This window comes from Rhizobium sp. WW22, assembly GCF_047041135.1.
Taxonomy (GTDB): domain Bacteria; phylum Pseudomonadota; class Alphaproteobacteria; order Rhizobiales; family Rhizobiaceae; genus Rhizobium.
The window spans coordinates 802371-827064 of the sequence record NZ_CP178199.1; the positions used below are offsets into that span (position 1 = coordinate 802371).

Sequence of the window (24694 nt, forward strand, 5' to 3'; positions counted from 1 at the left end):
TGCAGGCTGAGCGGCAGCCGAGGCAAGATGTTCAATACGTAGGTCAATGCCAGGTCGGGGAGCCGGAGACCGGGCAGAGGGAGGATGAAATGAATATCGAACAGCGAATGACGGCGCCGGTTGCGCATGTCATCGATCCGCAAGCCGACATAAGTGCGCGGTTGGAGCGGTTGCCCGTCACCCGAGAAGTGTTCTGGGCTCGCAATATCGTCGGCGCCGCGACATTCTTCGACGGTTACACCGTTATCGCCATTGCCTACGCCATGCCGGTACTCGTGCACGAATGGGGCCTGACACCCGGCCAGACGGGCATGATCCTGTCGATGGGATATCTGGGGCAACTGATTGGCGCCGTCCTGTTCGGCTGGCTAGCCGAAAAGATCGGTCGATTGAAGGTTCTTCTCTTCACTATCCTGCTTTTCGTCAGCATGGACATCGCCTGTCTCTTTGCAGCCGGCGCGGCAACGATGATGGCGTTTCGCTTCGTTCAGGGTGTTGGCACCGGCGGCGAAGTTCCGGTCGCCAGCGCCTACATCAATGAGCTGATCGGCTCGAAAGGCCGCGGGCGTTTCTTTCTTCTCTACGAAGTGATGTTCCTGCTCGGCCTCGTCGGTGCGGGCCTGATCGGCTATTTCATGGTGCCGCTCTATGGTTGGAAGGCCATGTTCGTCGTCGGCCTGATCCCGGCTGTGTTGATGATCCCGCTGCGCTGGCTCCTCACCGAGTCACCCCGCTGGCTCGTTGCCAACGGGCGTTACGAGGAAGCCAATCGCATCGTCACCAAGCTCGAAGACAGCGCCCGTGCCGCAGGCAAGACGCTTCCCGAGCCGAAACATGCCGCAGTGCCTGTGCGCAAGCCATCCGACTGGCGGGAACTTTTCCAAGGCATCTATCTCAAGCGCACGCTATCCATCTGGGCCATGTGGTTCAGCGCCTATCTGGTCGCCAACGGCACAATTACCTGGTTGCCCACCCTTTATCGTCAGACCTTCAACCTGCCGCTTGAAACCAGCATATTCTATGGGTTCGCGACATCGGTGGGTGGCGTTGTTGCAGCGGTTATCTGCGCGCTGCTCATCGATAGGGTAGGCCGCAAGCGCTGGTATGCGGGAGCATTGCTCATCGCTCCCATTCCGCTTGCCATCCTCGCATGGCTTGGAGCGACATCCGCCATGCAAGTATTGGTGCTGGCAGGTCTTGCCTATGCCATCGTCCAAACGGTTACCTTCTCACTGTATCTTTACTCCGCAGAGATCTATCCGACGCGCCTGCGGGCAATCGGGACGGGTGCCGGAAGTGCGTGGCTTCGCCTGGGATCCTCGGCAGGCCCGATCGTGACGGGTTTCCTGCTCTCGTCGATGGGCATCCAGTACGTATTCATGGTATTCGCTGCAATTTTGCTGCTCGGCGCACTTGTCACCGCCGTATTCGCCCTGGAAACCAAAGGCCGGACGCTCGAAGAACTCTCTCCGTAATCCAGCCGCGTTACCTGTTCCTTCTGATGAACGCGGGAGCTGCAGGCATTCATGCTCCGTTCAGCCGCCTGGCTTCAGGATGATGGCACTGATGGAGGTTCGCTATGAAAATCTTTAACAATCTGCTTGCTGCATTTCTGGCTGTCGGCCTGATGATCGGTGCCGGTGCTGCGTCGGCTGCACCGATGATGAACATGACGAAGCCAGAGGTCCAATCATCTGTTCAAACGGTCCGTTATCATCATCGTCGCCACTGGCACGGGCCGCGACATCACCGGCATCACCACTGGAAATCGCACCGCAGCTACCGGAGCCACTACTGGCGCGGCCATCATCACGGTTGGTACAAGCATCGTCACCACCATCGCCATCACCGCTACTATCGCTGGTGATTGCAGCTCGACGGGAGTGGTAGCCTCATGACCAAACCGTCGCGCAACCTAAAGCCGAGCACCGGCGATATCGCCTGAACCGGCTCTGAAAGGCACTGCAGTTCGAAGGCATGACGGCGTCTGCGACAGCAGGCGCCCTTGTCGTATGGATTTGCAAAGTCTGATGGTTGGCTGCCGGGCGGGTACAAGCCGGAGTTCAGACTGCGGGCAAGGGTAACCTCAAACACCTCGCAAAAGCTGCGCGGTGTTCGCCGCGCATATGCTAAAAGCAACGTCGCGCCTGCCGATTCACGAACAAAATTGTACAATGGCACCGGCGACGACGCTTCGCTTCATATCGGGAGGTCCTCCCGAATTTCATGTCCGGGAGGAGGAAAGCCAGAATGACCTATGATCCTTCGAAAGATGGCGCCGAGATGGATTTCCGGCAGCGCATGTCCTACGGCGACTATTTGCAGATCGATCGGATTCTGACGGCACAGCTCCCGCTCTCATCGGCGCATGATGAAATGCTCTTCATCATCCAGCATCAGACGTCCGAATTGTGGATGAAACTTGCACTATACGAGATCCAGGCAGCCAGGAAGATGATCGCAGCCGATCAAACGCAGGAAGCGTTGAAAATGCTATCCCGTGTGGCTCGGATTTTCGAGCAGTTGAATTCCGCATGGGATGTCTTGAGGACCATGACGCCATCGGAATATACGCGCTTCCGCGACGATCTCGGCCAGTCGTCCGGCTTCCAGTCATGGCAATACCGGTTGATCGAATATGCGGCCGGAAACCGGAATCTCGCAATGCTGAAGCCGCACGAACATCGGCCTGATATTCTGGAGATGCTGGAAGCCGAACTTGCGCGTCCCTCGCTCTATGATGAAGTGTTGCGCCGGCTGGCGCGTACCGGCCTGCCCATGCCGCAGGAGGTGCTGAAGCGGGACTTGCGTCAGGCATGGCAATTCGACGAGGGTGTTATGGCCGTTTGGGTGACGGTCTATCGCGACCCGTCGCGATACTGGGAAGCCTACGAAGTCGGCGAGAAGCTGGTCGACTTCGAAGACTATTTCCGGCGCTGGCGCTTCAACCATGTTACCACGGTCGAGCGCGTGATCGGTTTTAAGCGCGGGACAGGCGGAACAGCCGGGACCTCGTATCTGAAGCGGATGCTGGAGGTGGAACTCTTCCCGGAATTGTGGCGCGTGCGCACTGAACTTTAGCGTGGCTGGAAGCCTGGCCGGCGTTGTCGAAACGTGCAGCTTCACGTCGTGCATGGTTATCGTCTATGCACGCGGTCTGCGACCATCGCCCAATTTTCAAAAGGTAAGCAGAAAGCTGAGGTCGTGATGTGTCTACTTCTATTGACAAATTAAAGTAGAATTAATTGTGCGAGCCTCGCCTTGATATGAAAGGTCGCCGTTCGACCGAATCGGAGTTTTCCGCGGAAAATCGGCGTAACGGGTAAAGTTGGAACAATCCGATGCCGCAAACGTAAGGAGCAAGGAGCGAATATTCGAGGGAGGCGGGATTTGTTCAGCGGAATGACACTGGATTATATCGACGTCGGCCCCGGCCTTTTACGCGTCCGCTACGGCGGCAACGGGCCGCCATTGCTGTTGCTGCACGGCCATCCGCGAACGCATATGACTTGGGGCCATGTCGCAGACCTCTTGTCTCCTCACTTCACGATTGTTTGCCCTGACCTCAGGGGATTTGGGAAGTCTTTCCAGCCCGTTGACAGCGAGGATAGCCGTTATTCTTCGAAACGGGCGAAGGCGCTGGACTGTGTAGCGCTGATGCAGGCTTTAGGTCATCGGACTTTTGCCGTGGCGGGTCATGACCGCGGCAGCTACGTGGCATTCCGCCTTGCCCTCGATCATCCCGAGATCGTCACCAAGGTCGCCGTGATCGACAGCATTCCGATCATCGAGCATCTCGAACGGATGGATTGGCGCTTTGCGCGTGACTGGTATCATTGGTTCTTCTTCGCGCAGCCGGAAAAGCCCGAGCAGGCCATCAATGCCGACCCTCGGGCTTGGTACAGCCGCATTCACCCTGATTTCATGGGGAAAGAGGCCTATGACGATCTGCTGACGGCGATCCACGATCCCGCGGTCGTCCATGGGATGATTGAGGATTATCGGGCAGGATTGACCGTTGATCGGGAAGATGAACTGCAGGACCGCCTTGCCGGTAAACGGATCGCATGCCCGTTGCTTTGCCTTTGGTCGACGAAAGACGATCTGGAATACTTCTTCGGCGATCCGAGGGAAATCTGGCGCTTATGGGCGGTGAATGTCACCGGCCACGGTATCGAAAGCGGTCACCATGTCGCGGAAGAAAATCCGGTCGACCTTGCAAACTCGCTCCAGCGTTTTTTGAGCGAGGAATGAAAAACTGGCCGCGGCTTAAGCTTCATGCAGGACGTGGGCGGCCCTGACAGCTGCTGATGCCCGGTTTTCGACGCCGAGCTTTACATAGATCTGCTCAAGATGCTTGTTCACGGTGCGGGCTGAAAGGCCGAGGATTTCGCCAATATCGCGGTTGGATTTGCCCTTGGCGAGCCACAGCAATACTTCGGATTCGCGCTGGGTCAGCGCAAAATGCCGGCGCAGGGCTTCGTCGTCGGCACGCTGGCTGGTGGCTGTCAGGCGAAAGAGGTATTCGTCGGCGCCGATGGCACCGAGAAAGGTGAATTGCAGCGCCGCCTGGCCGCCATTGTTCATCGAAAGAAGATTGTCGCGAGCAGGGCCGAGCCGCTCGCGTTCCAGCATGAAGGCGGCGATATGTTTCGAGGCGAGCTCAAGGCCGTCGTCGCTACCCGTGGCGGCATTGATCAGGCGGGTTGCCTGGGGCGTCGACCAATGGATGGCGCCATTGCCCTTGACCGCCAGGAGATGGCGGCCGGCGGCATCGAGCGCCACCCTGGCGCTTTGAGCCGAGCGGGCATTGCGCAGGTGGACCCGGATGCGGGCGCGCAGTTCGTCGATATTGATCGGCTTGGTGAGATAATCGACGCCGCCGGATTCCAGTGCGTGCACCACATGCTCGGTTTCGGTGAGCCCGGTCATGAAGACGACCGGAATCTGGGCGATGCCGGCATTGGCTTTCAGCCGGCGGCAAGTTTCGAAACCATCCATGACAGGCATGACGGCATCGAGCAGGATGAGATCGGGTGTGATGCGCTCGACGATGTTGAGCGCCGCCGGTCCCGAGGTGGCGATCAGCACAGAAAAGCCGGATTGCTCGAGCGCGTCAGTCAGAAAACCGAGCGCCTCCGGTGAATCGTCCACCAGCAGGACTATATCGCGGGGAAGGGCAGGCTCAGCCAATCTGTTCTACCTTTTCAGTGTCGAAGCTGCGCAGCACTTTCAGGAAACCGTCGAGATCGAAAGCCTGGACATGGGCGCGCAGGGCATCGATGAAGGGTCTGTTTTCTTCAAGTTTCGCAAGATCCGCAAGCTTTGCTTCGATTCCCCTGACATAACCGATCTCGCCGAGCCGCAGCAATTCGCGGACATGCTCGACCCCAGGGCTCTTCAGGGGCGGTGGCGGCTTCGGCGCGGTCGAGATAGAAGCATCGGCATAGATCCATTTCAGCCCGAGATGCAGCGCGAGCTTGTCGCGAAGCTGGCGGATGTCGACCGGTTTGGAGATGGCGTCGTTATGGCTGTCGTCGCTGTCGGTCGCCGCAGCAGCGTCACCGATATTGGCCGACAGCATCAGGATCGGCGCCGTCTGTCCGTTCTCCCTGAGTCGTGAGACGAGCTGCCATCCGTTCATGCCGGGCATGGAAATATCGACCAGGAACAGATCCGGCTTGATCCCCTCTATCAGCGTCAGGCAGTCCGGCCCGCCGGCGGCGGTGAGCACGATGAAATCGAGTGGCGACAGTATCTCGCGCATCAGTTCGCGATGATCCTCATTGTCGTCGACGACGACAATGGTGCGGCGTGGACCTTCGTAGCCGACGATACGCTGCTCCTGCGGCGGCGGCTTCATCGGACGGATTACGGCCGACAGCATCAGGCGTACCCTGAAGGTCGAGCCCACGTCCTTCTCACTGGTGACGGAAATCTCGCCGCCGAGCGTATTCGTCAGCAGCTGCGTGATCGTCAGCCCCAGGCCAAGGCCGGGCATCGGCCGTACGCTGTCCGCCTCGCCGCGCTGGAAGGGTTCATAGATACGTGCGATGTCCTTTGCCGCGATGCCGCGGCCGGTGTCGGACACGGTGAAGGTTGCGACCTGGTTTCTGTAGCCCACCTCGAAGCGAACGGTTCCGGCATCGGTGAACTTGATGGCGTTGGAGAGCAGGTTGACGAGGATCTGGCGCAATCGCTTCTCGTCGGTGCGGACATAATCGGGCAGGGCTGCGGCGCGCTCGTGGACGAAAGTCAGCCCCTTGGCCTGCGCCTGCGGATGGAACATGTCGACGATCTGATCGAGGAAATCGTGGATATTGATCTCGTTGGAATAGACCTGCAAGCGGCCGGCCTCGATCTTCGAAATGTCCAGCAGCCCATCGATCAGGCCGGAAAGATGTTCGGCGCTGCGGCGGATGACCTTCAGCGAGGATTGCCTGGGTGCCGGAATGGTCTCGTCGCGCTCCAGGATTTGCGCGTAGCCGAGCACGGCATTGAGCGGCGTGCGCAATTCGTGGCTGAGGCCCACGACATAGCGGCTCTTGGCGCGGTTTGCCGCTTCTGCCGCCTCCTTGGCACCCTGCAGGGCAGCGTCCGTTTTCTTGTGCGCGGCAATTTCCTTCAAAAGCAGCGTGTTCTGGCGCGAGGATTCCTCTTCGGCGACCACGCGGCTGTCATGGGCAAGCACATAGAACCAGCACGCGACGCCGGCGATGACGGCAAAGACGAAGAAGACGATGAGGATGGTGCGGTCGACCACGGCAGCGGTCTCGGGAGAGGCTGCGCCGACCTGATGCGCGATCATTGCAAGAATAGCGCCCATGGCGGTCAGCGCCAAGACAACGGCAATTCCATAGCGGCCGAGGCGCGTCGCGAGCCTTGCGACGATGCTTTCCGGCAGCAAGGTTTTTGCGACGGTGGCGACCTGCGTATTGAGCCGAGCCTTCGGCTTGCACATGTCGTGGCAGCGGCTGTCGAGCGAACAGCAGAGCGAGCAGATCGGCGCGGCATAGGCCGGACACCAGGCCATGTCCTCCGGCTCGAACGGGTGCTCGCAGACGGAGCAGGTGATGGTGGTCAGGTTCTTCCAGCTCTGCCGCGGCTTGCGGGCGAGATAATATTTGCCCTTGGTGATCCAGGCGATAGCAGGTGACGCGATAAGCGCGACGATCAGGGTGATATAGGGCGCAAGCGAGGCGGCAATCGAACCGAAGGCGCCGAAATGCGCGATGAGAGCGATGGTTGCCGAAAGCGCCATGGCGCCGAGGCCGACCGGATTGATGTCGTAGAGATGCGCGCGTTTGAACTCGATGCCGGGAGGTGCAAGCCCGAGCGGCTTGTTGATGAAGAGATCGGCGGAGACGGTGCAGAGCCAGGCCATGGCGATGATCGAGAAGATGCCAAGCGTCTCCTCCAGCAGCCGGTAGATGCCGAGCTCCATCAATAAGAGCGCGATGGCGACATTGAAGACCAGCCAGATAACGCGGCCTGGATGGCTGTGCGTCAGCCGCGAAAAGAAGTTCGACCAGGCGAGCGAGCCGGCATAGGCGTTCATGACGTTGATCTTCAGCTGCGAGATCATCACGAAGGCGGCCATCAACAGCAATGCCGCGTTGTGCCAGGGGATCATGTAGCCGAAGGCGGTCAGATACATCTGTGCCGGATCGGCAGCGCGGTCGGCCGGCACGCCTGACGTCAGCGTCAGGACGACAAGGAAGGAGCCGGCGAGCAGCTTCGGCGCCCCGATAATGACCCATCCGGGTCCAGCGAGGAAGATGGCCAGGCGATGGCGCCATTTGCGGTGACCTTCCGGCGGCAGGAAGCGCAGGAAGTCGGCCTGTTCGCCGATCTGCGACATCAGCGCCAGGATGACGGCGGAAGCGGCGCCGAACTCCACCAGATCGAAAGGAGCGGCGCTGCCCGGCGCGCTTGCGGGATGGTGAATGCCGGCAAAGGCCCGCCAGAGGTCGAATTTTTCCCAGTCGGCAAAGGCGATGAAGACGAAGGGCAGGATGTTGAGAACGATCCAGAAGGGCTGCGTCAGCAGCTGAAACCGGCTGATAAGACGGACACCATGGGTGACGAGCGGGATCACCATGACGGCGCTGATGATGTAGCCGATCCAAACGGGTATGCCGAGCGTCAGCTCCAGCGCGCCGGACATGATCGAGGCTTCGATCGCAAACAGCATGAAGGTGAAGCTGGCATAGATCAGCGAGGTGATGGTCGAGCCGATATAGCCGAAGCTCGCGCCGCGCGTCAGAAGATCGATATCGACGCCATGACGGATCGCATATCGGCTGATCGGCAGGCCGACTGCGAGCATGGCGAGGCTTGCGACGATGATGGCATAGAAGGCGTTGGTGGTGCCGTAGGAGAGCGTGATCGTGCCGCCGATCGCCTCCAGCGCCAGGAAGGAAATGGCGCCGATCGCGGTTTGCGAGATGCGTTGCGAAGAAAACTGGCGGGCGCTCTTGGCGGTGAAACGCAAGGCGTAGTCTTCCAGCGTCTGGTTTGCGACCCAGCGATTGTATTCGCGTCTTACCGGAATGATGCGTTGCCGCGCAGCCATGCTTACCCTTCAGCAGTCCCGCCATCGTCACCTCGGCGGTCCGAAGACGTCGTAACATGGATCGATGCCGTGCTTAAGGGCGTCGGAGTGCCCAAAGCTGCACATTTCGCCCCGGCGTCTACGTCATTTTACGTATGTGGTTTCCTGAGGGCGCGCCGGATAGTCGCGGAAGGCAGCGGCTAATCCTTGTTTACCGGCCGTTGCGGCAGACAAAAAGAGGGGAACCACGGATGAAATTCAAGACTCTCGTCTCCGGCGCGCTGCTCGGCGCCATCATGTCCACCACAGCATTCCACGGCGCTTTCGCAGCCGACGACACCATCAAGGTCGGCGTCCTGCATTCGCTATCCGGCACCATGGCGATTTCGGAAACGACGCTGAAGGATGCCATGCTGATGCTCATCGATGAGCAGAACAAGAAGGGCGGCGTTCTCGGCAAGAAGCTCGAGCCCGTCGTCGTCGACCCGGCCTCCGACTGGCCGCTCTTTGCCGAAAAGGCTCGCGAGCTGATCCAGAAGGACAAGGTCTCGGCCGTATTCGGCTGCTGGACCTCCGTGTCGCGCAAGTCGGTGCTGCCGGTCTTCAAGGAACTGAATTCGATCCTGTTCTATCCGGTGCAGTTCGAAGGTGAGGAGTCCGAGCGTAACGTCTTCTACACCGGCGCCGCTCCCAACCAGCAGGCGATCCCGGCTGTCGACTACTTGATGAAGAACGAAGGCGTACAGCGCTGGGTGCTTGAAGGCACCGACTATGTCTATCCGCGCACGACCAACAAGATCCTCGAAGCCTATCTGAAGTCCAAGGGCGTCAAGGACGAAGACATCATCATCAACTACACGCCGTTCGGCTTCTCGGACTGGCAGACGGAAGTCTCCAAGATCAAGGCTTTCGGCGCGGCCGGCAAGAAGACCGCCGTCGTCTCCACCATCAACGGCGATGCCAACGTTCCCTTCTACAAGGAACTGGGCAACCAGGGCGTCAAGGCTGAAGATATTCCGGTCGTCGCCTTCTCGGTCGGCGAAGAAGAGCTTGCCGGCGTCGACACCAAGCCGCTTGTCGGCCATCTTGCCGCCTGGAACTACTTCCAGTCCGTCGACACGCCCGCCAACGCCGCCTTCATCAAGGAATGGCATGCCTATACCAAGAACGACAAGCGTGTGACCAACGACCCGATGGAAGCCGCCTATATCGGCTTCAACATGTGGGTGAAGGCTGTCGAGAAGGCCGGCACGACCGATCCGGACAAGGTGATCGACGCGCTCGTCGGCGTCTCGGTGCCGAACCTCACCGGCGGTACCGCCACCATGATGCCGAACCACTACATCACTAAGCCGGTCCTGATCGGCGAAGTGCAGGAAAACGGTCAGTTCGACGTCGTTTCACAGACCCCCGCCGTGGTCGGCAAGGAATGGTCCGACTACCTGCCTGACAGCAAGGACCTGATCTCGGATTGGCGTATGCCGATGAACTGCGGCAACTTCAACGTCACCACCGGCAAGTGCGGCGGCAAGGGCTCCTGATTTCAGCCGACGCAAGACCGCCGCGGGCAGGATTTTCTGGCCGCGGCAGCTTGAGGGGACTAGCGCAATGTTCGACAAATTCGTTTACCGTATCGCCCTGGCGTTGATCGCCGGGTTCTGCCTGATGCTGGCGCTGACAGCGACAAGCCTGCGCGCCCAGGAAGACGCCCACGGCCTCATCAATTCCCTCGGCCAAGCCAATTTCCAGAAGGCCGGCGATATCGTCCAAAGCCTTGCGAAGTCAGGCGATCCCAAGGTCGTGCCGGCATTGCAGGCCTTTTCCGACGGTGATCTCTATATAAGAAAATCCGACAATCAGGTGTTTATCGCCAAATCCTCCGGCGACGTGATGGATCTGGTGGATCCTTTGACCGGGCAGGCGGCCGGTCAGGAAGCCAAGGACAATCTCGGCAAGATCAAGATCAACAACAATCTGCGCCGTGCGGTTCGCGCGGCTCTCGGCGGTCTGACGCTGATGAGCCCGGATCGCGCGACGCGGCTAGAGGCGGCGCAATCCATTCTGAAGGCACCGAGTGCGGATTCGCTTGACGCCGTGGAGACGGCACTGCAGAGCGAGAAGGACGCGGACATTCGTGATGTGCTTGAACGCGCAAAAGCGGTTGCCGTGCTTGGCTCGGACCGTCCGATCGAAGACAAAAAGGCGGCGATCGAGACGATCAAGAACGAAGGCGGCCGCGATGCCGTCGGCATTCTCTCGTCGGTTTCCGTCGACGATAGCCTGAAGCCCGATGTGGCTGCCGCCATTGCCAGCATCCAGGATCAACTGAAGTTCTGGGACGCTGTGCAGAACGTCTGGTACGGCTTGTCGCTCGGCTCCGTGCTGCTGCTGGCCGCCATCGGCCTTGCGATTACCTTCGGTGTCATGGGCATCATCAACATGGCGCATGGCGAGATGGTGATGCTCGGCGCTTATTCGACCTTCGTGGTTCAAAGCATCATCCGCACCTCCTATCCCGAACTCTTCGATTGGTCGCTCGCGATCGCTCTTCCGGTCGCCTTCGTCGTCACCGGCGCAGTCGGTCTCGTCATCGAGCGCGGCGTCATCCGCTTCCTCTATGGCCGGCCGCTCGAAACGCTGCTCGCTACCTGGGGCATTTCGCTGATCTTGCAGCAGGCAGTGCGCTCGATCTTTGGGCCGACCAATCAGGAAGTCGGCAACCCCTCCTGGATGTCCGGTTCGTTCGACCTCGGCTATCTCTCGGTCACCTGGAACCGGCTCTGGATCATCGTCTTTTCACTCGGCGTTTTCGTGGCGCTGCTGCTTCTCCTTAAGCGTTCGGCCTTCGGGCTGCAGATGCGGGCGGTGACGCAGAACCGGCGCATGGCGTCTTCGATGGGGATACGCACCTCATGGGTCGATGCCTTCACCTTTGCGCTGGGGTCCGGCATCGCCGGCATGGCGGGTGTGGCGCTCTCGCAGATCGACAACGTCTCTCCGAACCTCGGCCAGGGCTATATTATCGACAGCTTCATGGTCGTGGTGTTCGGCGGTGTCGGCAATCTCTGGGGAACGCTCGTCGGTGCCTTTTCGCTCGGCATTCTCAACAAGTTCCTCGAGCCCTATGCGGGGGCGGTGCTCGGCAAAATCCTCGTTCTCGTCCTCATCATCCTCTTCATCCAGAAACGTCCCCGCGGCCTCTTCGCGCTCAAAGGAAGGGCGGTGGAAGCATGATCACGGCCTTTATCCTTCGCTCGCTCGACCGCCGGATCAGCATCGCCATCGCGATCCTGCTTGCCGTCGCGGTGCTCGTGCCGCTGTCGAACCTGGCTCTGCCGGAAACGAGCGCACTGCATGTGCCGACCTATCTCATGTCGCTCTTCGGCAAGTACCTGACCTATGCGCTGCTCGCCTTGGCGCTCGATCTCGTCTGGGGCTATTGCGGCATTCTCTCGCTCGGCCACGGCGCCTTCTTTGCGCTCGGCGGCTATGCGATGGGCATGTATCTGATGCGGCAGATCGGTTCGCGCGGCACCTACGGCAATCCGATCCTGCCCGACTTCATGGTCTTCCTGAATTGGAAGGACCTGCCCTGGTTCTGGTACGGCTTCGATCATTTCTGGTTCGCCATGCTGATGGTTCTCGCAGCACCCGGCCTGCTTGCCTTCGTCTTCGGCTGGTTTGCCTTCCGTTCGCGCGTCAACGGCGTCTATCTGTCGATCATCACGCAGGCGATGACCTATGCGCTGCTGCTCGCCTTTTTCCGCAACGACATGGGTTTCGGCGGCAATAACGGCCTGACCGATTTCAAGGATATTCTCGGTTTCAACATCCAGGCCGATGGCACCCGCGCCGTGCTTTTTGCCGTCACGGCCGTGTTCCTGGCACTGGCATTGATGCTGTCTTCGGCGATCGTGCGTTCGAAGTTCGGCAAGGTGCTTGTGGGCGTGCGCGACGCCGAAAGCCGTACGCGCTTTCTCGGCTATCGTGTCGAGCATATGAAGCTCTTCGTCTTCGTCGTATCGGCGATGATGGCCGGTATTGCCGGCGCGCTCTACGTGCCGCAGATCGGCATCATCAATCCAGGAGAATTTGCGCCTGCCAATTCGATCGAAGTGGTCATCTGGACCGCAGTCGGCGGCAGAGCGACGCTGATCGGACCGATTATCGGCGCCATCCTCGTCAATGGCGGCAAGACTGTTTTCACCGGCCTGTTCCCCGACTTCTGGCTATTTGCGCTTGGCGGCCTGTTCGTGGCCGTGACGTTGTTCCTGCCGAGGGGCATCGTTGGCACCATCGCGCACTATTTCGGCAAGACACGCCGACCGGCAAGCCCGCCGCCGAAGGCCGCGAAGGATGAAGCCCAAAAGTCCGTGCAGGCTGCGGAGTAGGACCATGATCCCGGATATCAAACCCAACAGCATGCTCTACCTCAACAACGTCTCCGTCTCCTTCGATGGCTTCAAGGCTTTGAACTCGCTGTCGATCGTCATCGAGCCAGGGGAGCTTCGCGCAATCATCGGCCCGAACGGCGCCGGCAAGACGACGATGATGGATATCATCACCGGCAAGACCCGGCCTGACGAGGGCGAGGTATTCTTCAACGGCCAGATCGACCTGACGAAGAAGGACGAGGCTGACATCGCCCAGCTCGGCATCGGTCGCAAGTTTCAGAAGCCGACCGTGTTTGAAAGCCATACCGTCTGGGACAATCTCGAACTGGCGCTCAACCGCAATCGCGGTGTCTTTTCGACGCTCTTCTACCGCCTGACGCCTATCGATCGCGATCGTATCGAAGAAATCCTCGAGACGGTGCGGCTTTCGCATCGTCGCGACGAGCTGGCGGCCAATCTTTCCCACGGCCAGAAGCAGTGGCTGGAGATCGGCATGCTGCTCGCGCAGGAACCAAAGCTGCTTCTGGTCGATGAACCGGTGGCGGGCATGACGGATGCCGAGACGGCGGAAACCGCCGTGCTATTGAAGGAAATCGCCAAGACGCGTTCGGTCGTGGTGGTCGAGCATGACATGGGCTTCATCCGCGATCTCGGCGTCAAGGTGACATGCCTCGCGGAAGGGTCGGTTCTGGCGGAAGGCTCCATCGATTTCGTCAGCAGCGATCCGAAGGTGATCGAGAATTATCTGGGGCGGTAAGATGCTGACAGTCGAAAACGCAAATCTGCATTATGGCGCTGCACAGGCGCTACGTGGCATCTCCATCAAGGCCGAGATGGGCAAGATCACCTGTGTTCTCGGACGTAACGGCGTCGGCAAAAGCTCGCTCCTGCGCGCCGTCACCGGGCAGCATGCCTTGTCGGCCGGCACCGTTGCCTTCAACGGCGTGACGCTGAACGGCATGGCGCCGTTCGCGCGCGCCAAGCAGGGGATTGGCTATGTGCCGCAGGGACGCGAGATCTTTCCGCTTTTGACCGTGAAGGAAAATCTCGAGACCGGTTATGCGCCGCTTTCCCGTCGTGACCGCAATATTCCGGATGACATTTATAGCCTGTTTCCGGTGCTTAAATCCATGCTGTCGCGCCGTGGCGGCGACCTCTCGGGCGGACAGCAGCAGCAACTGGCGATCGGCCGGGCGATGGTGACACGGCCGAAGATTCTCGTCCTGGACGAGCCGACCGAGGGCATCCAGCCGTCGATCATCAAGGATATCGGCCGGGCGATCCGCTATCTCCGGGATTCCACCGGCATGGCGATCCTGCTGGTCGAGCAATATCTCGATTTCTGCCGGGAGCTTGCCGACTACGTTTACATCATGGATCGCGGCGAGATCGTGCATGAAGGTCTGGCTGAAACGCTGGATACAGCCGACGCCCGCAGGCATCTGACCGTTTGAGCAACCGTCGCAGGTTCATTCATCTGAAGCGAGGTGTTGAGAAGGCGATACTACAGTCTAACCCTTGAGAGCTAGGGAGCGGAATTCCCAAATTGATCCGCAGGCCCGCAGGATCCCAGAAACGGTCGATCAAACCTCTCAACTCTTGTGCCGTCATGCGTTCGAGGTGCGGTCCAAATCCTTTGGGCTCTTGCGGTGGTTGAACGGGCGGCCCGCCATTCTCGGCCTACCAAACCCAAATTCAAACCCCTTCGCGCGCAGTCAAGTACGCGACCAGACCGACGTTGACAATCATGCTTTCTTGCGGGGATACAGAGCGTCATGACGGAACACACTCGCGCTACCCATCCAAAGGCGGTCAAGCGGCTCAAGCGCTCTGAAGACTATGTGAATAGCGTCACCAGCATGATCGGGGGCGGCAGGCCGTGTCTTGACATCGCTCGGCAATTATCGGTGGCCGACCGACGAACTCAACACCAATGCGAAATACCTCCGGCGGCATGACCGGCCTATTGGCTTATTTCGGATTGTTCATGGCAGCCTTCGGTGCCGCAACGATCCTGCCGATGCAATCGGAGGCGGTGCTTGCTGGCCTGCTTCTGACCGGAAGATACTCCGCGGTCTGGCTGGTGGTTACCGCCGGCGTCGGCAATATTCTGGGTTCGCTCGTCAATTGGATGCTGGGAAGGGGGATCGAACGATTTCGACAGTGCCGTTGGTTCCCTGTTGGTGAGGATACCCTCGATCGTGCGCAGGCATGGTATCGAAAATATGGAAAATGGTCTCTGCTTGCGAGCTGGGTGCCCATCGTCGGAGATCCGATAACGGTGGTCGCCGGCGTTCTGCGCGAGCCGTTGCCAACCTTCCTGCTGCTGGTGACGATTGCCAAGCTCGGACGTTACGTCATCGTGGCGCTGGCAACGATGAATCTGGCATGACATCCGACGAACGGACGTCGGCCGCCCCGCCATCGTTGCCGTCCGGCTCCACCTCGCTATTCCTCATCGGGCATATGAGAATCGACGCCGAGCGTTTCGAGGTTGTTATGTACGCCCACGACACCCGGAACCGTCAGAACGATCTCCTCGAGATTGCGTGCCAGCGAAATCGTCTCGACGCGCCCCTCCAGCGTGATAATCCCGTCGACGGAATGCACTTCGATGTTGTCGGTAACGACTTTGCCGCTCTCTTCGAGCCGCTCGGTGATCTGTGCCTCTAACTCATCGTCGTCAATTCTGCTGGCTGGCAAGGGAACGGCCGTATCCACCCTCTCCTCGCGACCTGACGCGTCGGCGGTATCTACGGTGAATCCTGTACTCGGATCTTCGTCGAAATTGGCCGGTGTGTCGCCGTAGGGAGTATTGTCGGGATGGCTTTCCAACGGATTGCCATGGACATCCGAATAGGGCCAGCCCTCTCGAATTTCCCGATCCTCGTAATCGCGATAGTCTTCTTCGCGAGACAACGGGTTTGGTTTACGTGGCGGTGCCATATTGACCTCCTTACAGCCACCTATCATCTGGAATGATCTAACAGCAGCAATGGGGAAATGTTCCTTCGCTTGGCCGACGCAGGTCTTCGATCGACCCAATTCGTCGTGGCATCTGGCCGTTTGGCGAAGATTTGCGGCAGGTTGCCGCTCAGTCAGCAGCTAAAGCGGCGTCGGTTGAAATCGCTATCTGCCTCCCGTCCGGGATTGAATACGAATCCCGATGGCTTGGGAATCTGAAATCGAACGCCGCATTTCCTGGTCCTGGGTGTCCGCGAACCTGACCGCTAGTCCCGACAGAAGTGCTTGCGCGTTCGCGATCCGACGAAAAACGGAAATGCTCTAGAACCGTTCCATCTCTTGACCGACCTTCGTCAGAAATCGGCTACGGGATATGTCGGTCGAGCGGTTCATGTCGTAGTGAGCAAGGAAGACGACCGGGGCGAAGGGTTTGATCTGAGCGCGCAGCACGCGCTTGACGATCTTCTTCGGCGGATTGCCGGCGATGAAGGCGCGAAACGGATCGGCGCCATAGGTCAAGACAGCGCCGAGCTTGCGGATATGCTGCAGCTTTGAGCGCACCTTGCCGTCGACGAGTTCGAAGGAGACGCCCGGAAGCCAGACCCTATCGAAATAGCCCTTGAGAATGGCCGGAAAGCCGAAATTCCAGACCGGGGTGACGATCACCAAAGCCTCGGCGCGCGCCAGCCGCTCACATAGGATTTGACCGCCTCGGTATTGTCCGGATAATCATGGTAGATCATGCGGTCGCGACGCGACAGCACGGGATCGAAACCTTCCGCGTAAAGATTGCAATCGTCCACCTCGTGGCCGGCGCTCTTCAGGCTTTCAATGGTTTTACGGTGCAGGGCTGCACCGTAGCTTTCCTCGACCGGATGGGAATGAAGGACCAGAACCTTCATGAAGCCTCCATCAGCGCCGCAAGGCCGGGGAAGAGATAGTTCTTGCCGGATTCGAAGTCGAAATTCGGGTCGTCCCAGGCGATCATCTTGCCGGGATTGAGCAGGCCCTTTGGATCTGTTTCTTTCTTGAAGGCAAGTTGGACCGCATCCGTCTGCTTCATGCCGCCTTCCTCCAGCGTATAGCGATGCGGATTGAAGATCGGGCAGCCGTGATCCTGGTGAATCCTAATGATCTCTTCAAGCCGAGCCTCAGACGTATAGCGAACCAGCGGCAGGCCCGAGCATTGGATCTGACCGTCGAACCTGATGAATTCGAGATGGCCGGGCACCTCGTCGCCGAAGATTTCCACCATCTTCCGGACCTTGGCGACATGATCCGGCCCGGGATACTGCACCTGCAGATAGGTGATCGACGGATCGACTTTAAGGGCGCGCAGTGTGGTGTGGTTCCAGGCGAGCTCATAGGCATGCGGAATGCCTTTCATGCTCTCGACCTTGTCGGAGCGGAAGGTGATTTCACCCTTCTGCTGCATGGTGAAGGCGACGAAAGGATCCATCGAATGCGGCGCAATCATCAGCGCCACGATCGATTGCCCTTGACGGATGTAGGGCTTATGGCGGGTAAAATAATCTTGCGGGATGGGAGCGGCAATCGGAGCGATCTCCTTGACCAGAATGCCGTTGCACTTGGCAAGCGCGTCGGAAAAACGCACGGCATCCATGAAGTCGTCATAGCCGACCAGCACGTCGATCCAATCATAGGCCGGCGCCAGCGGCATTTCGATTTCGGTGATGATGCCGTTGGTGCCGTAGGCATGGCTGACCTTGGTCAGATCCCAGCCGGTGAGATCGAGCGTGCGGGGTTCGGCTTCCATCGTCACGACGCGCAGCCGCAGGATGTTGCCGAGATCGCGCAGGCCGCCCCAGGTGATCGAGCCGACGCCGCCCGAACCACCGGCGATGAAGCCGCCAATGGTCGCCATCTGCGCGGTCGAGGGGTGAAAGCGCAGTTCCTGGCCCGAATGGGCCTTAGTCTGCCGGTCGAGCTCGGCAATGACGATGCCGGGCTCGCAGATGACGCGACCGGGATGGATCTCCTTGATCCTGTTCATGGCGGCAAGGTTGAGCACGATGCCGCCGGAAAGCGGCATGGCTTGGCCGTAATTGCCGGTGCCGGCGCCGCGCGGCGTGACGGGGACGTCATGCGCATAGGCGACCTTGAGCGTCCGGATCACCTCTTCCTCGGTTTTCGGGGTGACGACGAGATCGGCCGTGACATTGTCGAGCTGCGCCTTCAGGATGGGCGAATACCAGTAGAAGTCACGGCTCTTCTGGCGCACGAGCGCCGGATTGTCTTCGACGGCGATGCCTTCGAGTTCTTTCTTGATGCGCTGATAGTCCGGCATGTCAGGCTCCAATGACGCTGTCGAGTTCACGATAATCCGGCAGGCTGCGATCGATCACCTTGCCCTTGCGAAGGACGACGCGATCGGACTGCGGACGAGAGAGGAATTCGCTCCAGCGCCGCGCGCTGAAAAGCACGAGGTCGGCCGGGCTGCCGACGGCGATCCGCCCGATATCCGGGCGGCCAAGTATCTCTGCGGGCGAGGTGGTGATGACCCTTGCAGCCATATCCAGCGGATGGTCGAGATGCAGGATGCGCACCGCTTCCCGGAACACTTCCACCGGATCGAGATCGCCATAGGCATAGAAGGGATCGCGGGTGTTGTCGGAGGCGACGGCCGTGGGAACACCGGCGGCAGCAAGTTCATGCAGAAGCGTGACGCCGCGCCAGCGTGGTGTGCGGCCGACATGGCGGTCCTGCAGGTACATGTTGCACATTGGCAGCGAAACGACGGAGATCCCGGCCTTGGCAACGAGATCGATGGTGGCGCGCGCGACATCTTCATCCTGCCGGGCAAGCGAGCAGCAATGGCCGGCGGTGACCTTGCCCTGGTAGCCATTTCGCAATACGGCTTCGGCAATCGCCTGAAGCGTCAGCACCTGCTTGTCTTCGGTTTCATCGACATGCAGGTCGACATCGAGGCCGTTGTCGGCAGCGGCGCGCAACAACTTGTCAAGCTGAGCATCCAGATCGGGGTTCATCTGGGTGACACCGCCCATTAACCCGCCTGCCTCGCGCACGACGCGAAGCAGGTCGGCGAAAAAGGCATCATCGACCATGTTGTCGAGCGGAAAGAGAGCGACAGCCTGCAGCGCGATCTTGCTCTTCCAGGACTCGCGGACCGAGGTGAAAACCTCGAAGGAAATGCGGTGCTGCGGCGTCAGCGAATCCAGATGGGTGCGGATCAGGCCGGTGCCATGCGCGTAAGCCGAGCGCAGCGAGAATTCCATGCGCTTGCTCACATCCTCGGCCGACCAGTTGGCCTCGCGGTCGGCACGCACGGCATCGAGCGCACCCATGAAACTGCCGTCCGGGTTAGAGCGCCGCTCCCATATATGGCCCTTATCGAGATGGGTGTGCATGTCGGCGAAAGTCGGCCAGACCATACCTTCCTTCATATCGACTTTGGCATATTCGACTGGCGCGGTGCCAGGCGCCAGAATACCGCTGACGAGACCGTCGGTGACGACGATATCGGCCTTGGCGAGACCCTCGTTGGCAGGCGTCTTGGAACCGGAAAGCGTCACGGCTGGGACGGTGGCATTGCTCAGCACGAAGCGGGCGGCGTTCGGCGGCGACATGAAGGCGTGTGACATCAGTTCTCCCGCTTGAGGCTGCTTTCATGCCAGCGATGCAGGCTCAGCCATGAGATGAAAGAGGTAAAGGCGAAGATTGCAACGCCAAGCGCCGATAGCAGCAGGAGTGCTGCAAAGAGACGCGGCATGTTTTGGCGGTATTGCGCCTCCAGCAGTCGAAAGGCGAGGCCGGAGTTGGGGCCGCCCGAACCAGCAGCGAATTCGGCAACGACCGATGCGATCAGCGAGAGGCCGCCGCCGATCCTCAGGCCCGTCATGAAATAGGGCTGGGCGGCAGGCAGCTTCAGATGCAGCAAGGCCTGCCAGCGCGAAGCGCCATAGAGATCGAAGAGGTTGAGCAGGTTATGGTCGACGCTCTTCAATCCCTGCACCATGTTGGAGAGGATCGGAAAGAAGGCGACGAGGAAGCCGCAGATCAGAAGTGCGGCCTCGCGCGTCGGTGCATAGATCAGGATCAGCGGCGCAATCGCGACGATCGGCGTTACCTGAAGGATGACGGCCAGCGGATAGAAGGCAAGTTCGATCCAGCGGGACTGCACGAGGAAGATCGCAAAGCCGACGCCGCCGATCAGCGCCAGCACGAGGGATATGAAGGTAATCTCAGTCGTCACCCACAGAGCCGGCCAAAGGATACCCCAGTCGGAAACGAGCGCCTTGGCGACGGCGATGGGGCTTGGCAGAATATATTGCGGAATGCCGGTGCCGACGACCAGAAGCTGCCAGAGGACAAGAAGCGCAAGGACGGTCAGGATGGGCACGAAGATGCCAAGCGTGCGTTCGATACTGCGCTTTCTGGCTGCATCTGCCGCCGGCGCATCGGCCGATTCAACGGAAAGAGTGGCGGGCAGGCTGGTGCTGTCGCTCATCAATGGGCCTCCGGCCAGCCGATGGCCTCGATCAGGGAACGGGACACTTTTTCGCACACCTGCCGATATTCTTCCGACGAACGATAAAGCGGATCGCGCTCGCCGCTGGTTTTCAGCGGAAAATCGCTATGAACGCGGCCCGGTCGTGCCTTCATGACGACGATACGATTGGAGAGATAGGCAGACTCATAGACCGAATGCGTGACGAAGATGACTGTAATGCCGGTCTTCTGCCAAAGGTTGAGAACATCGTCGTTCAGTTTCTGTCGGGTAATTTCGTCGAGTGCCGCAAAGGGCTCGTCCATCAACAGCAGCTTCGGCTTCGTCACCAAGGCGCGGGCGATCGAAACGCGCATCTTCATGCCGCCGGACAATTCGCGCGGATAGGCTTGCGCAAAATCCTGGAGGCCGACCGTTGCCAGCGTTTCCATGATCTGGTCGTGAGCGGCCGCTTTCGAAATACCCCTGAGCTTCAAGGGCAGATGGACGTTGCCGAGCACCGTCTTCCAAGGAAGCAGCGTCGGCTCTTGGAAGACAAAGCTGATATCGCCCTCCGGCAGGCCCTTGGCGTTGATACGTGAACTCGGCCAATCGATCCTGCCACTGGAGGCACCACCAAGGCCTGCGATGATGCGCAAGGCCGTCGACTTGCCGCAACCGGAAGGGCCGAGCAGGCTGATGAACTCGCCGCTTTCCACGTTGAGCGACATGCCCGATAGCGCCAGCGTGCCATTGGAGAAGACCTTGGAGACCTGTTCCATGACGACGAGCGGCCGCTTGCGCATTTCCGCGGAGGGGACAGTGGTTGCTTTGGATAAGCTCATATCCGGTTCTCTGTCGAAATCAGCAATTGGGTTTGGAGCAAGAAGTTCCCCTCACCCTAGCCCGCTCCCTGCTTGCGGGGAGAGGGGACGATCGTGTTCGTGGCACTCATTACAATCACAACAGCCTGTGACGGCAGTTGCTGCTTTCGCGGTTCAGTGGTGGCGCTTCTTGCTCGGTCGCTCCCTCTCCCCGCAAGCGGGGTGAGGGGGCTGCCCCGCGCCAATGTTACTTCTTCAGCGACATCCCGATGCCCTTGCAGACGAACTGCGTATCGAAGGCCTTCTTGTAGTCGATGTCGGCATCGAAGAGCTTGATCTGGACCATCTCGTCGAAGAACTTCTTGTAGTGGGCCTCAGTGATGCAGCCGATGCCCTTTTCGAGGGCCTCGCCGGATTCGACGATGCCATATTCCTTCATCTTGGCGATGGAATAGGCGATCTGACCATCCGTCATATCGGGATTGTCTTTCTTGATCAGTTCGTTGGCCGCCTTGTTGTCGCCGTAGAGATAATTGTACCAGCCCTCGATCGAGGCATTGACGAAACGTTGCACGAGATCCGGGTTCTTGTCGACCAGCGCCTTCTGCGCGGTGATCATCGTCGAATAGGGCGAGTAGCCGGCATCCGCGATCAGGAAGACCTTCGGCTTCCAGCCGGCCTGCTTCTCGATCTCATAGGGCTCTGAGGTGACGTAACCCTGTTGCGCGGACTGCTTGTCTGCGAGGAAGGGTGCCGGGCTGAAATTGTAGGGCTTGAATTGTTCGTCCTTGAAGCCCGAGAAGTTCGCCTTCATCCACTCGAAATAGGTGATGTAGCCATCCTTGCTCAGAAACAACGTCGGCAGCTTGGCCAGATCCTCGAATTTTTCCACGCCGGCATCCGGATGGGCGATCAGCACCTGCGGATCCTTCTGGAAGATGGCGGCGACGTCAACGATCGGAATGCCCTGTTTGACCGCATCGATCTCCTGCTGCGGGCCGCCCATGTAGAAATCCAGCTTGCCGGAGATCAGTAGGGCCGAATTGGCCGCGTTGGGGCCGCCCTGGACGATCGTGACATCAAGGCCGTATTTCTTGTAGGTGCCGTCGGCAACCGCCTGGTAGAAACCGCCGTGCTCGGCTTGCGCAAGCCAGTTCGTGCCGTAGCTGACTTTGTCGAGCGCATTTGCAGGCTCGGCGGCCATAATGGCGGCGGCAAGCCCCATGGCGGCAAAGAATGTTTTTGTGTTCAAGGCTTTATACATGGCTGACTGTTCCCCTTATCTGCCATGGGACGTCGTGGTTGGCGCCCATTTCCTGCATTTGAGCGGTTGCGTTGCTCTTTGAAAAGCATCAAAATTCGTGCGCATTGATGCCTTTTCGGCATCTGTTCCCGGGTCTGTGCCTAAATTGTGCGGTCTGGGCAAAAATTAAGCAATGGGGACAAATATGCTGCACTCGCGACGGCTTCTCTATATCAATGAAATCGCCCGCTGTGGCTCGATCCGCAAGGCGGCGGCACGGCTCAATGTGGCCTCGTCGGCCATCAACCGGCAGATCCTGGCGCTGGAAGAGGAAATGGGGGCACCGCTTTTCGAACGGCTGCCTCGCGGGCTCAGACTGACGGCGGCCGGCGAGCTCTGTATCGAGCATATCCGCGAGGTTCTGAAGAACTACGAGCGGCTTGAGGGCCGCATTCGCAGTCTCAAGATGCAGCAGGCGGGCAAGGTTCGCATCGTCGCCACTGTCGGTCTGGCCTCAGGTCCGCTACCCGAGATCATCGCGCGTTTTCTTTCCGAGCATCCAAGGGTCTTCGTCCAACTGCGCAACGATGCCGGATCGACGACGATGGCGCCGGTCGTCTCAGGAGAAGTGGATCTCGGGCTTGGCTTCAACATTCCGGCAATGCCTGGCATTCGCTCCCTTGCCAATTTCGATATACCGATCGGCGTCGTCCTGCCGCCCGGTCATCCGCTGATCGGGCCTGGTCCCATCAATCTCGCCGATGTCGTGGAGGAGCGGCTATTGCTTGCGCAGCCCGGGACGAGCCTGCGAGAGGTCATCAATCTGATGCTTTCGCGTCTTTCCGTACAGGTCGAACCTGTGCTGGAGAGCAATGCGTCGGAAATGCTGAAGCAGCTGGTAAAATGCGGGGCAGGGCTGACACTGCTCAACCCTCTTGATGTGCTGACCGAATGTCGCCGGGGAGAGCTGGTCTTCCGGCCGATCGCCGAGCCTCATTCGCGGCATCAACCGATGAAGCTCGTCGCCCGTGCACGAGCGCCACTCGACGCTGCGACCAGCCTCTTCGTCGAATACCTGCTTGCCGAGCTTGCGGGGATGGTCGAGGAGCTGCAGGCGAAGGGGCATATCATGCTACCCTCCGAACGCCGCCGCTCGGACGCCTATTTCGAATAGAGGTTGGCAAGCGGATAGTCGCGCAGATCACGCAGCATCTCGATGAAGCCCGCGATCTCATGCCGGCAGATGAGCGCGCCCTTTTCCGCCGTGCCGTTGGCAGCATTGCCGACGACGCCGTTCGGATTGAGATCGTGGGCGATCCAGGCGAGCGAATGGGGCGGCAATGGCTGCAGATATTTGGAGCGCTCCTTCATCCATTCGGCCTTGGAGGCGAAATTCTGAGCCTTGTCCATGCGCACGAGTTCAGGCCGGAAGTGCAGCATAAGCGACGTTTCGACATCGCCGCCGTGAATGCCGAAGCGTTGCTCATGTTCGTCGATCATGCCGTCGGGCGTGCCGAAGCGTGTCCATTGCGTGGCGACGACGGCCATCTGGTAGCGCACGCGCAGTTCGCGCGCGACGATGCTCATAATATCCACGTTTCCGCCGTGGGAATTGACGATCACCATCTTGCGGATGCCGGCCTCGGCCACTTTCGCGCCGATGGCGGTCCAGACCGGGATCAGCAGCTCCGCGGAGAGCGACAGCGTGCCGGGGCCGTAGACATGTTCGTTGGCCTTGCCGATCTCCTGTAGCGGTAGCACGAGAAAATCGAGATCGTCCGGACGCTGCACTTTCAATTCCGTCAGCATGCCTTCAGCGATCGCGACATCCGTCGCGATCGGCAGATGCGGACCGTGCTGTTCCGTCGAGGCGATTGGCAGGATCGCGATCGTGGTGTCTGGCGAAAGCTCGGCGAAATCATGGGTATTGAGTTCGTTCCAATAGAAGGGCTTCGTCATTGCCATGTCCTCTCGTCAGCGCCTGGTTGCTCAACGGATACGGCAAGGATGGTAACGGTGGAAAGCATCAATTTGCGGCCGTGCCGCTGCCTTTTTGCGTGCGCTGACCGATGGGCAAACTTGGAATAGGGCAGAAGCGATGCGGCAACCGAAGCATTCCGCATCGGTAAGGAGCGTGACTGCCGCGCCGATTGACGCTGTTGGAACGAGATCGCTTCATTCCGGCGCGGGCGCACAATATGGATCCCAGGTCGATTCAAACCATCTCACAGTTCACTCACAAGAATT

General features: G+C 59.5%; 21 protein-coding genes and 1 pseudogene. 12 read left to right on the forward strand and 10 right to left on the reverse strand.

Going from position 1 to position 24694, the window contains the following annotated elements; translation table 11 throughout:
• Window positions 1-89: 89 nt before the first annotated feature.
• From ACK83U_RS22695 to ACK83U_RS22710, 4 genes are all read left to right on the forward strand, one after another.
• On the forward strand, window positions 90-1475 hold the full coding sequence (locus tag ACK83U_RS22695; protein WP_112608940.1) for an MFS transporter: 1386 nt from the start codon (window positions 90-92) through the stop codon (window positions 1473-1475).
• Window positions 1476-1579: 104 nt separating this feature from the next.
• Window positions 1580-1867: a hypothetical protein gene (locus ACK83U_RS22700; RefSeq protein WP_112399932.1), complete on the forward strand. Its 288-nt coding sequence runs from the start codon at window positions 1580-1582 to the stop codon at window positions 1865-1867.
• Between the two features lie 383 nt (window positions 1868-2250).
• Window positions 2251-3081, forward strand: a complete 831-nt coding sequence (gene kynA / locus ACK83U_RS22705; RefSeq protein WP_112608942.1) for a tryptophan 2,3-dioxygenase — start codon at window positions 2251-2253, stop codon at window positions 3079-3081.
• Window positions 3082-3390: 309 nt separating this feature from the next.
• A complete protein-coding gene (locus ACK83U_RS22710) occupies window positions 3391-4254 on the forward strand; it encodes an alpha/beta fold hydrolase (RefSeq protein ID WP_112337773.1) in 864 nt (287 codons plus the stop codon).
• Window positions 4255-4269: 15 nt separating this feature from the next.
• Here the strand turns inward: ACK83U_RS22710 and ACK83U_RS22715 are convergent, their stop codons facing one another.
• Window positions 4270-5193 carry a response regulator transcription factor gene (locus ACK83U_RS22715; protein ID WP_015343271.1) on the reverse strand — a complete coding sequence of 308 codons (924 nt, stop codon included), beginning with the start codon at window positions 5191-5193 and terminating at the stop codon, window positions 4270-4272.
• Window positions 5186-8575: an ATP-binding protein gene (locus tag ACK83U_RS22720; protein WP_112608944.1), complete on the reverse strand. Its 3390-nt coding sequence runs from the start codon at window positions 8573-8575 to the stop codon at window positions 5186-5188. The genes ACK83U_RS22715 and ACK83U_RS22720 overlap by 8 nt, the downstream gene beginning before the upstream one ends.
• 230 nt (window positions 8576-8805) lie before the next feature.
• Here ACK83U_RS22720 and urtA point away from each other — a divergent pair, with 230 nt between their 5' ends.
• The 7 genes from urtA to ACK83U_RS22755 all read left to right on the forward strand — a co-directional run bounded on the left by urtA (window position 8806) and on the right by ACK83U_RS22755 (window position 15340).
• Window positions 8806-10095: an urea ABC transporter substrate-binding protein gene (gene urtA / locus ACK83U_RS22725; protein WP_112337771.1), complete on the forward strand. Its 1290-nt coding sequence runs from the start codon at window positions 8806-8808 to the stop codon at window positions 10093-10095.
• Window positions 10096-10162: 67 nt separating this feature from the next.
• Complete coding sequence (gene urtB, locus ACK83U_RS22730; protein ID WP_112608946.1) at window positions 10163-11788, forward strand: urea ABC transporter permease subunit UrtB; 1626 nt, start codon at window positions 10163-10165, stop codon at window positions 11786-11788.
• Window positions 11785-12945: an urea ABC transporter permease subunit UrtC gene (gene urtC, locus ACK83U_RS22735; RefSeq protein WP_112608948.1), complete on the forward strand. Its 1161-nt coding sequence runs from the start codon at window positions 11785-11787 to the stop codon at window positions 12943-12945. Before urtB ends, urtC begins: the two co-directional genes overlap by 4 nt.
• A 4-nt stretch (window positions 12946-12949) precedes the next feature.
• On the forward strand, window positions 12950-13705 hold the full coding sequence (gene urtD / locus ACK83U_RS22740) for an urea ABC transporter ATP-binding protein UrtD (RefSeq protein ID WP_112337768.1): 756 nt from the start codon (window positions 12950-12952) through the stop codon (window positions 13703-13705).
• Window position 13706: 1 nt separating this feature from the next.
• Entirely contained in the window at window positions 13707-14402 is a 696-nt protein-coding gene (gene urtE, locus ACK83U_RS22745) for an urea ABC transporter ATP-binding subunit UrtE (RefSeq protein WP_112412496.1), read from the forward strand.
• A 321-nt stretch (window positions 14403-14723) separates the two neighbouring features.
• The gene (locus ACK83U_RS22750; RefSeq protein WP_112608950.1) at window positions 14724-14906 is read left to right on the forward strand and encodes a metal-sensing transcriptional repressor; all 183 of its coding nucleotides are present in this window, start codon (window positions 14724-14726) and stop codon (window positions 14904-14906) included.
• A complete protein-coding gene (locus ACK83U_RS22755; RefSeq protein WP_412475029.1) occupies window positions 14903-15340 on the forward strand; it encodes a YqaA family protein in 438 nt (145 codons plus the stop codon). Before ACK83U_RS22750 ends, ACK83U_RS22755 begins: the two co-directional genes overlap by 4 nt.
• Window positions 15341-15396: 56 nt before the next feature.
• Here the strand turns inward: ACK83U_RS22755 and ACK83U_RS22760 are convergent, their stop codons facing one another.
• The 7 genes and pseudogenes from ACK83U_RS22760 to ACK83U_RS22790 all read right to left on the reverse strand — a co-directional run bounded on the left by ACK83U_RS22760 (window position 15397) and on the right by ACK83U_RS22790 (window position 22468).
• Entirely contained in the window at window positions 15397-15894 is a 498-nt protein-coding gene (locus tag ACK83U_RS22760) for a BON domain-containing protein (protein ID WP_112608954.1), read from the reverse strand.
• Between the two features lie 339 nt (window positions 15895-16233).
• Window positions 16234-16814 (reverse strand): annotated as a pseudogene (locus ACK83U_RS22765) (NAD(P)H-dependent oxidoreductase).
• The gene (locus tag ACK83U_RS22770; protein WP_112608958.1) at window positions 16811-18220 is read right to left on the reverse strand and encodes an FAD-binding oxidoreductase; all 1410 of its coding nucleotides are present in this window, start codon (window positions 18218-18220) and stop codon (window positions 16811-16813) included. The pseudogene ACK83U_RS22765 and the gene ACK83U_RS22770 overlap by 4 nt, the downstream one beginning before the upstream one ends.
• Window position 18221: 1 nt before the next feature.
• Window positions 18222-19535, reverse strand: a complete 1314-nt coding sequence (locus tag ACK83U_RS22775) for a cytosine deaminase (RefSeq protein ID WP_112608960.1) — start codon at window positions 19533-19535, stop codon at window positions 18222-18224.
• Window positions 19535-20404 carry an ABC transporter permease gene (locus tag ACK83U_RS22780; protein WP_412475005.1) on the reverse strand — a complete coding sequence of 290 codons (870 nt, stop codon included), beginning with the start codon at window positions 20402-20404 and terminating at the stop codon, window positions 19535-19537. Before ACK83U_RS22780 ends, ACK83U_RS22775 begins: the two co-directional genes overlap by 1 nt.
• Window positions 20401-21225, reverse strand: a complete 825-nt coding sequence (locus ACK83U_RS22785) for an ABC transporter ATP-binding protein (RefSeq protein ID WP_112608964.1) — start codon at window positions 21223-21225, stop codon at window positions 20401-20403. Before ACK83U_RS22785 ends, ACK83U_RS22780 begins: the two co-directional genes overlap by 4 nt.
• Window positions 21226-21451: 226 nt before the next feature.
• Window positions 21452-22468 carry an ABC transporter substrate-binding protein gene (locus tag ACK83U_RS22790; RefSeq protein ID WP_112608966.1) on the reverse strand — a complete coding sequence of 339 codons (1017 nt, stop codon included), beginning with the start codon at window positions 22466-22468 and terminating at the stop codon, window positions 21452-21454.
• Between the two features lie 184 nt (window positions 22469-22652).
• On the opposite strand from ACK83U_RS22790, the gene ACK83U_RS22795 reads away from it, so the two are divergent.
• Complete coding sequence (locus ACK83U_RS22795) at window positions 22653-23621, forward strand: LysR substrate-binding domain-containing protein (RefSeq protein WP_112412612.1); 969 nt, start codon at window positions 22653-22655, stop codon at window positions 23619-23621.
• Here the strand turns inward: ACK83U_RS22795 and ACK83U_RS22800 are convergent.
• Window positions 23609-24406, reverse strand: a complete 798-nt coding sequence (locus ACK83U_RS22800) for a creatininase family protein (protein ID WP_112609155.1) — start codon at window positions 24404-24406, stop codon at window positions 23609-23611. The two genes, ACK83U_RS22795 and ACK83U_RS22800, sit on opposite strands and share 13 nt — an antisense overlap.
• Window positions 24407-24694 lie beyond the last annotated feature (288 nt).

Bases quoted from the DNA above. Each gene is read 5' to 3' on its own strand.
- urtC (WP_112608948.1), top strand. From the start codon at position 11,785: ATGATCACGGCCTTTATCCTTCGCTCGCTCGACCGCCGGATCAGCATC.
- ACK83U_RS22775 (WP_112608960.1), bottom strand. From the start codon at position 19,535: ATGTCACACGCCTTCATGTCGCCGCCGAACGCCGCCCGCTTCGTGCTG.
- ACK83U_RS22760 (WP_112608954.1), bottom strand. From the start codon at position 15,894: ATGGCACCGCCACGTAAACCAAACCCGTTGTCTCGCGAAGAAGACTAT.
- ACK83U_RS22790 (WP_112608966.1), bottom strand. From the start codon at position 22,468: ATGTATAAAGCCTTGAACACAAAAACATTCTTTGCCGCCATGGGGCTT.
- urtB (WP_112608946.1), top strand. From the start codon at position 10,163: ATGTTCGACAAATTCGTTTACCGTATCGCCCTGGCGTTGATCGCCGGG.
- urtA (WP_112337771.1), top strand. From the start codon at position 8,806: ATGAAATTCAAGACTCTCGTCTCCGGCGCGCTGCTCGGCGCCATCATG.
- ACK83U_RS22750 (WP_112608950.1), top strand. From the start codon at position 14,724: ATGACGGAACACACTCGCGCTACCCATCCAAAGGCGGTCAAGCGGCTC.
- urtD (WP_112337768.1), top strand. From the start codon at position 12,950: ATGATCCCGGATATCAAACCCAACAGCATGCTCTACCTCAACAACGTC.
- ACK83U_RS22695 (WP_112608940.1), top strand. From the start codon at position 90: ATGAATATCGAACAGCGAATGACGGCGCCGGTTGCGCATGTCATCGAT.
- ACK83U_RS22770 (WP_112608958.1), bottom strand. From the start codon at position 18,220: ATGCCGGACTATCAGCGCATCAAGAAAGAACTCGAAGGCATCGCCGTC.
- urtE (WP_112412496.1), top strand. From the start codon at position 13,707: ATGCTGACAGTCGAAAACGCAAATCTGCATTATGGCGCTGCACAGGCG.
- ACK83U_RS22800 (WP_112609155.1), bottom strand. From the start codon at position 24,406: ATGACGAAGCCCTTCTATTGGAACGAACTCAATACCCATGATTTCGCC.
- ACK83U_RS22755 (WP_412475029.1), top strand. From the start codon at position 14,903: ATGACCGGCCTATTGGCTTATTTCGGATTGTTCATGGCAGCCTTCGGT.
- ACK83U_RS22785 (WP_112608964.1), bottom strand. From the start codon at position 21,225: ATGAGCTTATCCAAAGCAACCACTGTCCCCTCCGCGGAAATGCGCAAG.
- ACK83U_RS22795 (WP_112412612.1), top strand. From the start codon at position 22,653: ATGCTGCACTCGCGACGGCTTCTCTATATCAATGAAATCGCCCGCTGT.
- ACK83U_RS22720 (WP_112608944.1), bottom strand. From the start codon at position 8,575: ATGGCTGCGCGGCAACGCATCATTCCGGTAAGACGCGAATACAATCGC.
- kynA (WP_112608942.1), top strand. From the start codon at position 2,251: ATGACCTATGATCCTTCGAAAGATGGCGCCGAGATGGATTTCCGGCAG.
- ACK83U_RS22700 (WP_112399932.1), top strand. From the start codon at position 1,580: ATGAAAATCTTTAACAATCTGCTTGCTGCATTTCTGGCTGTCGGCCTG.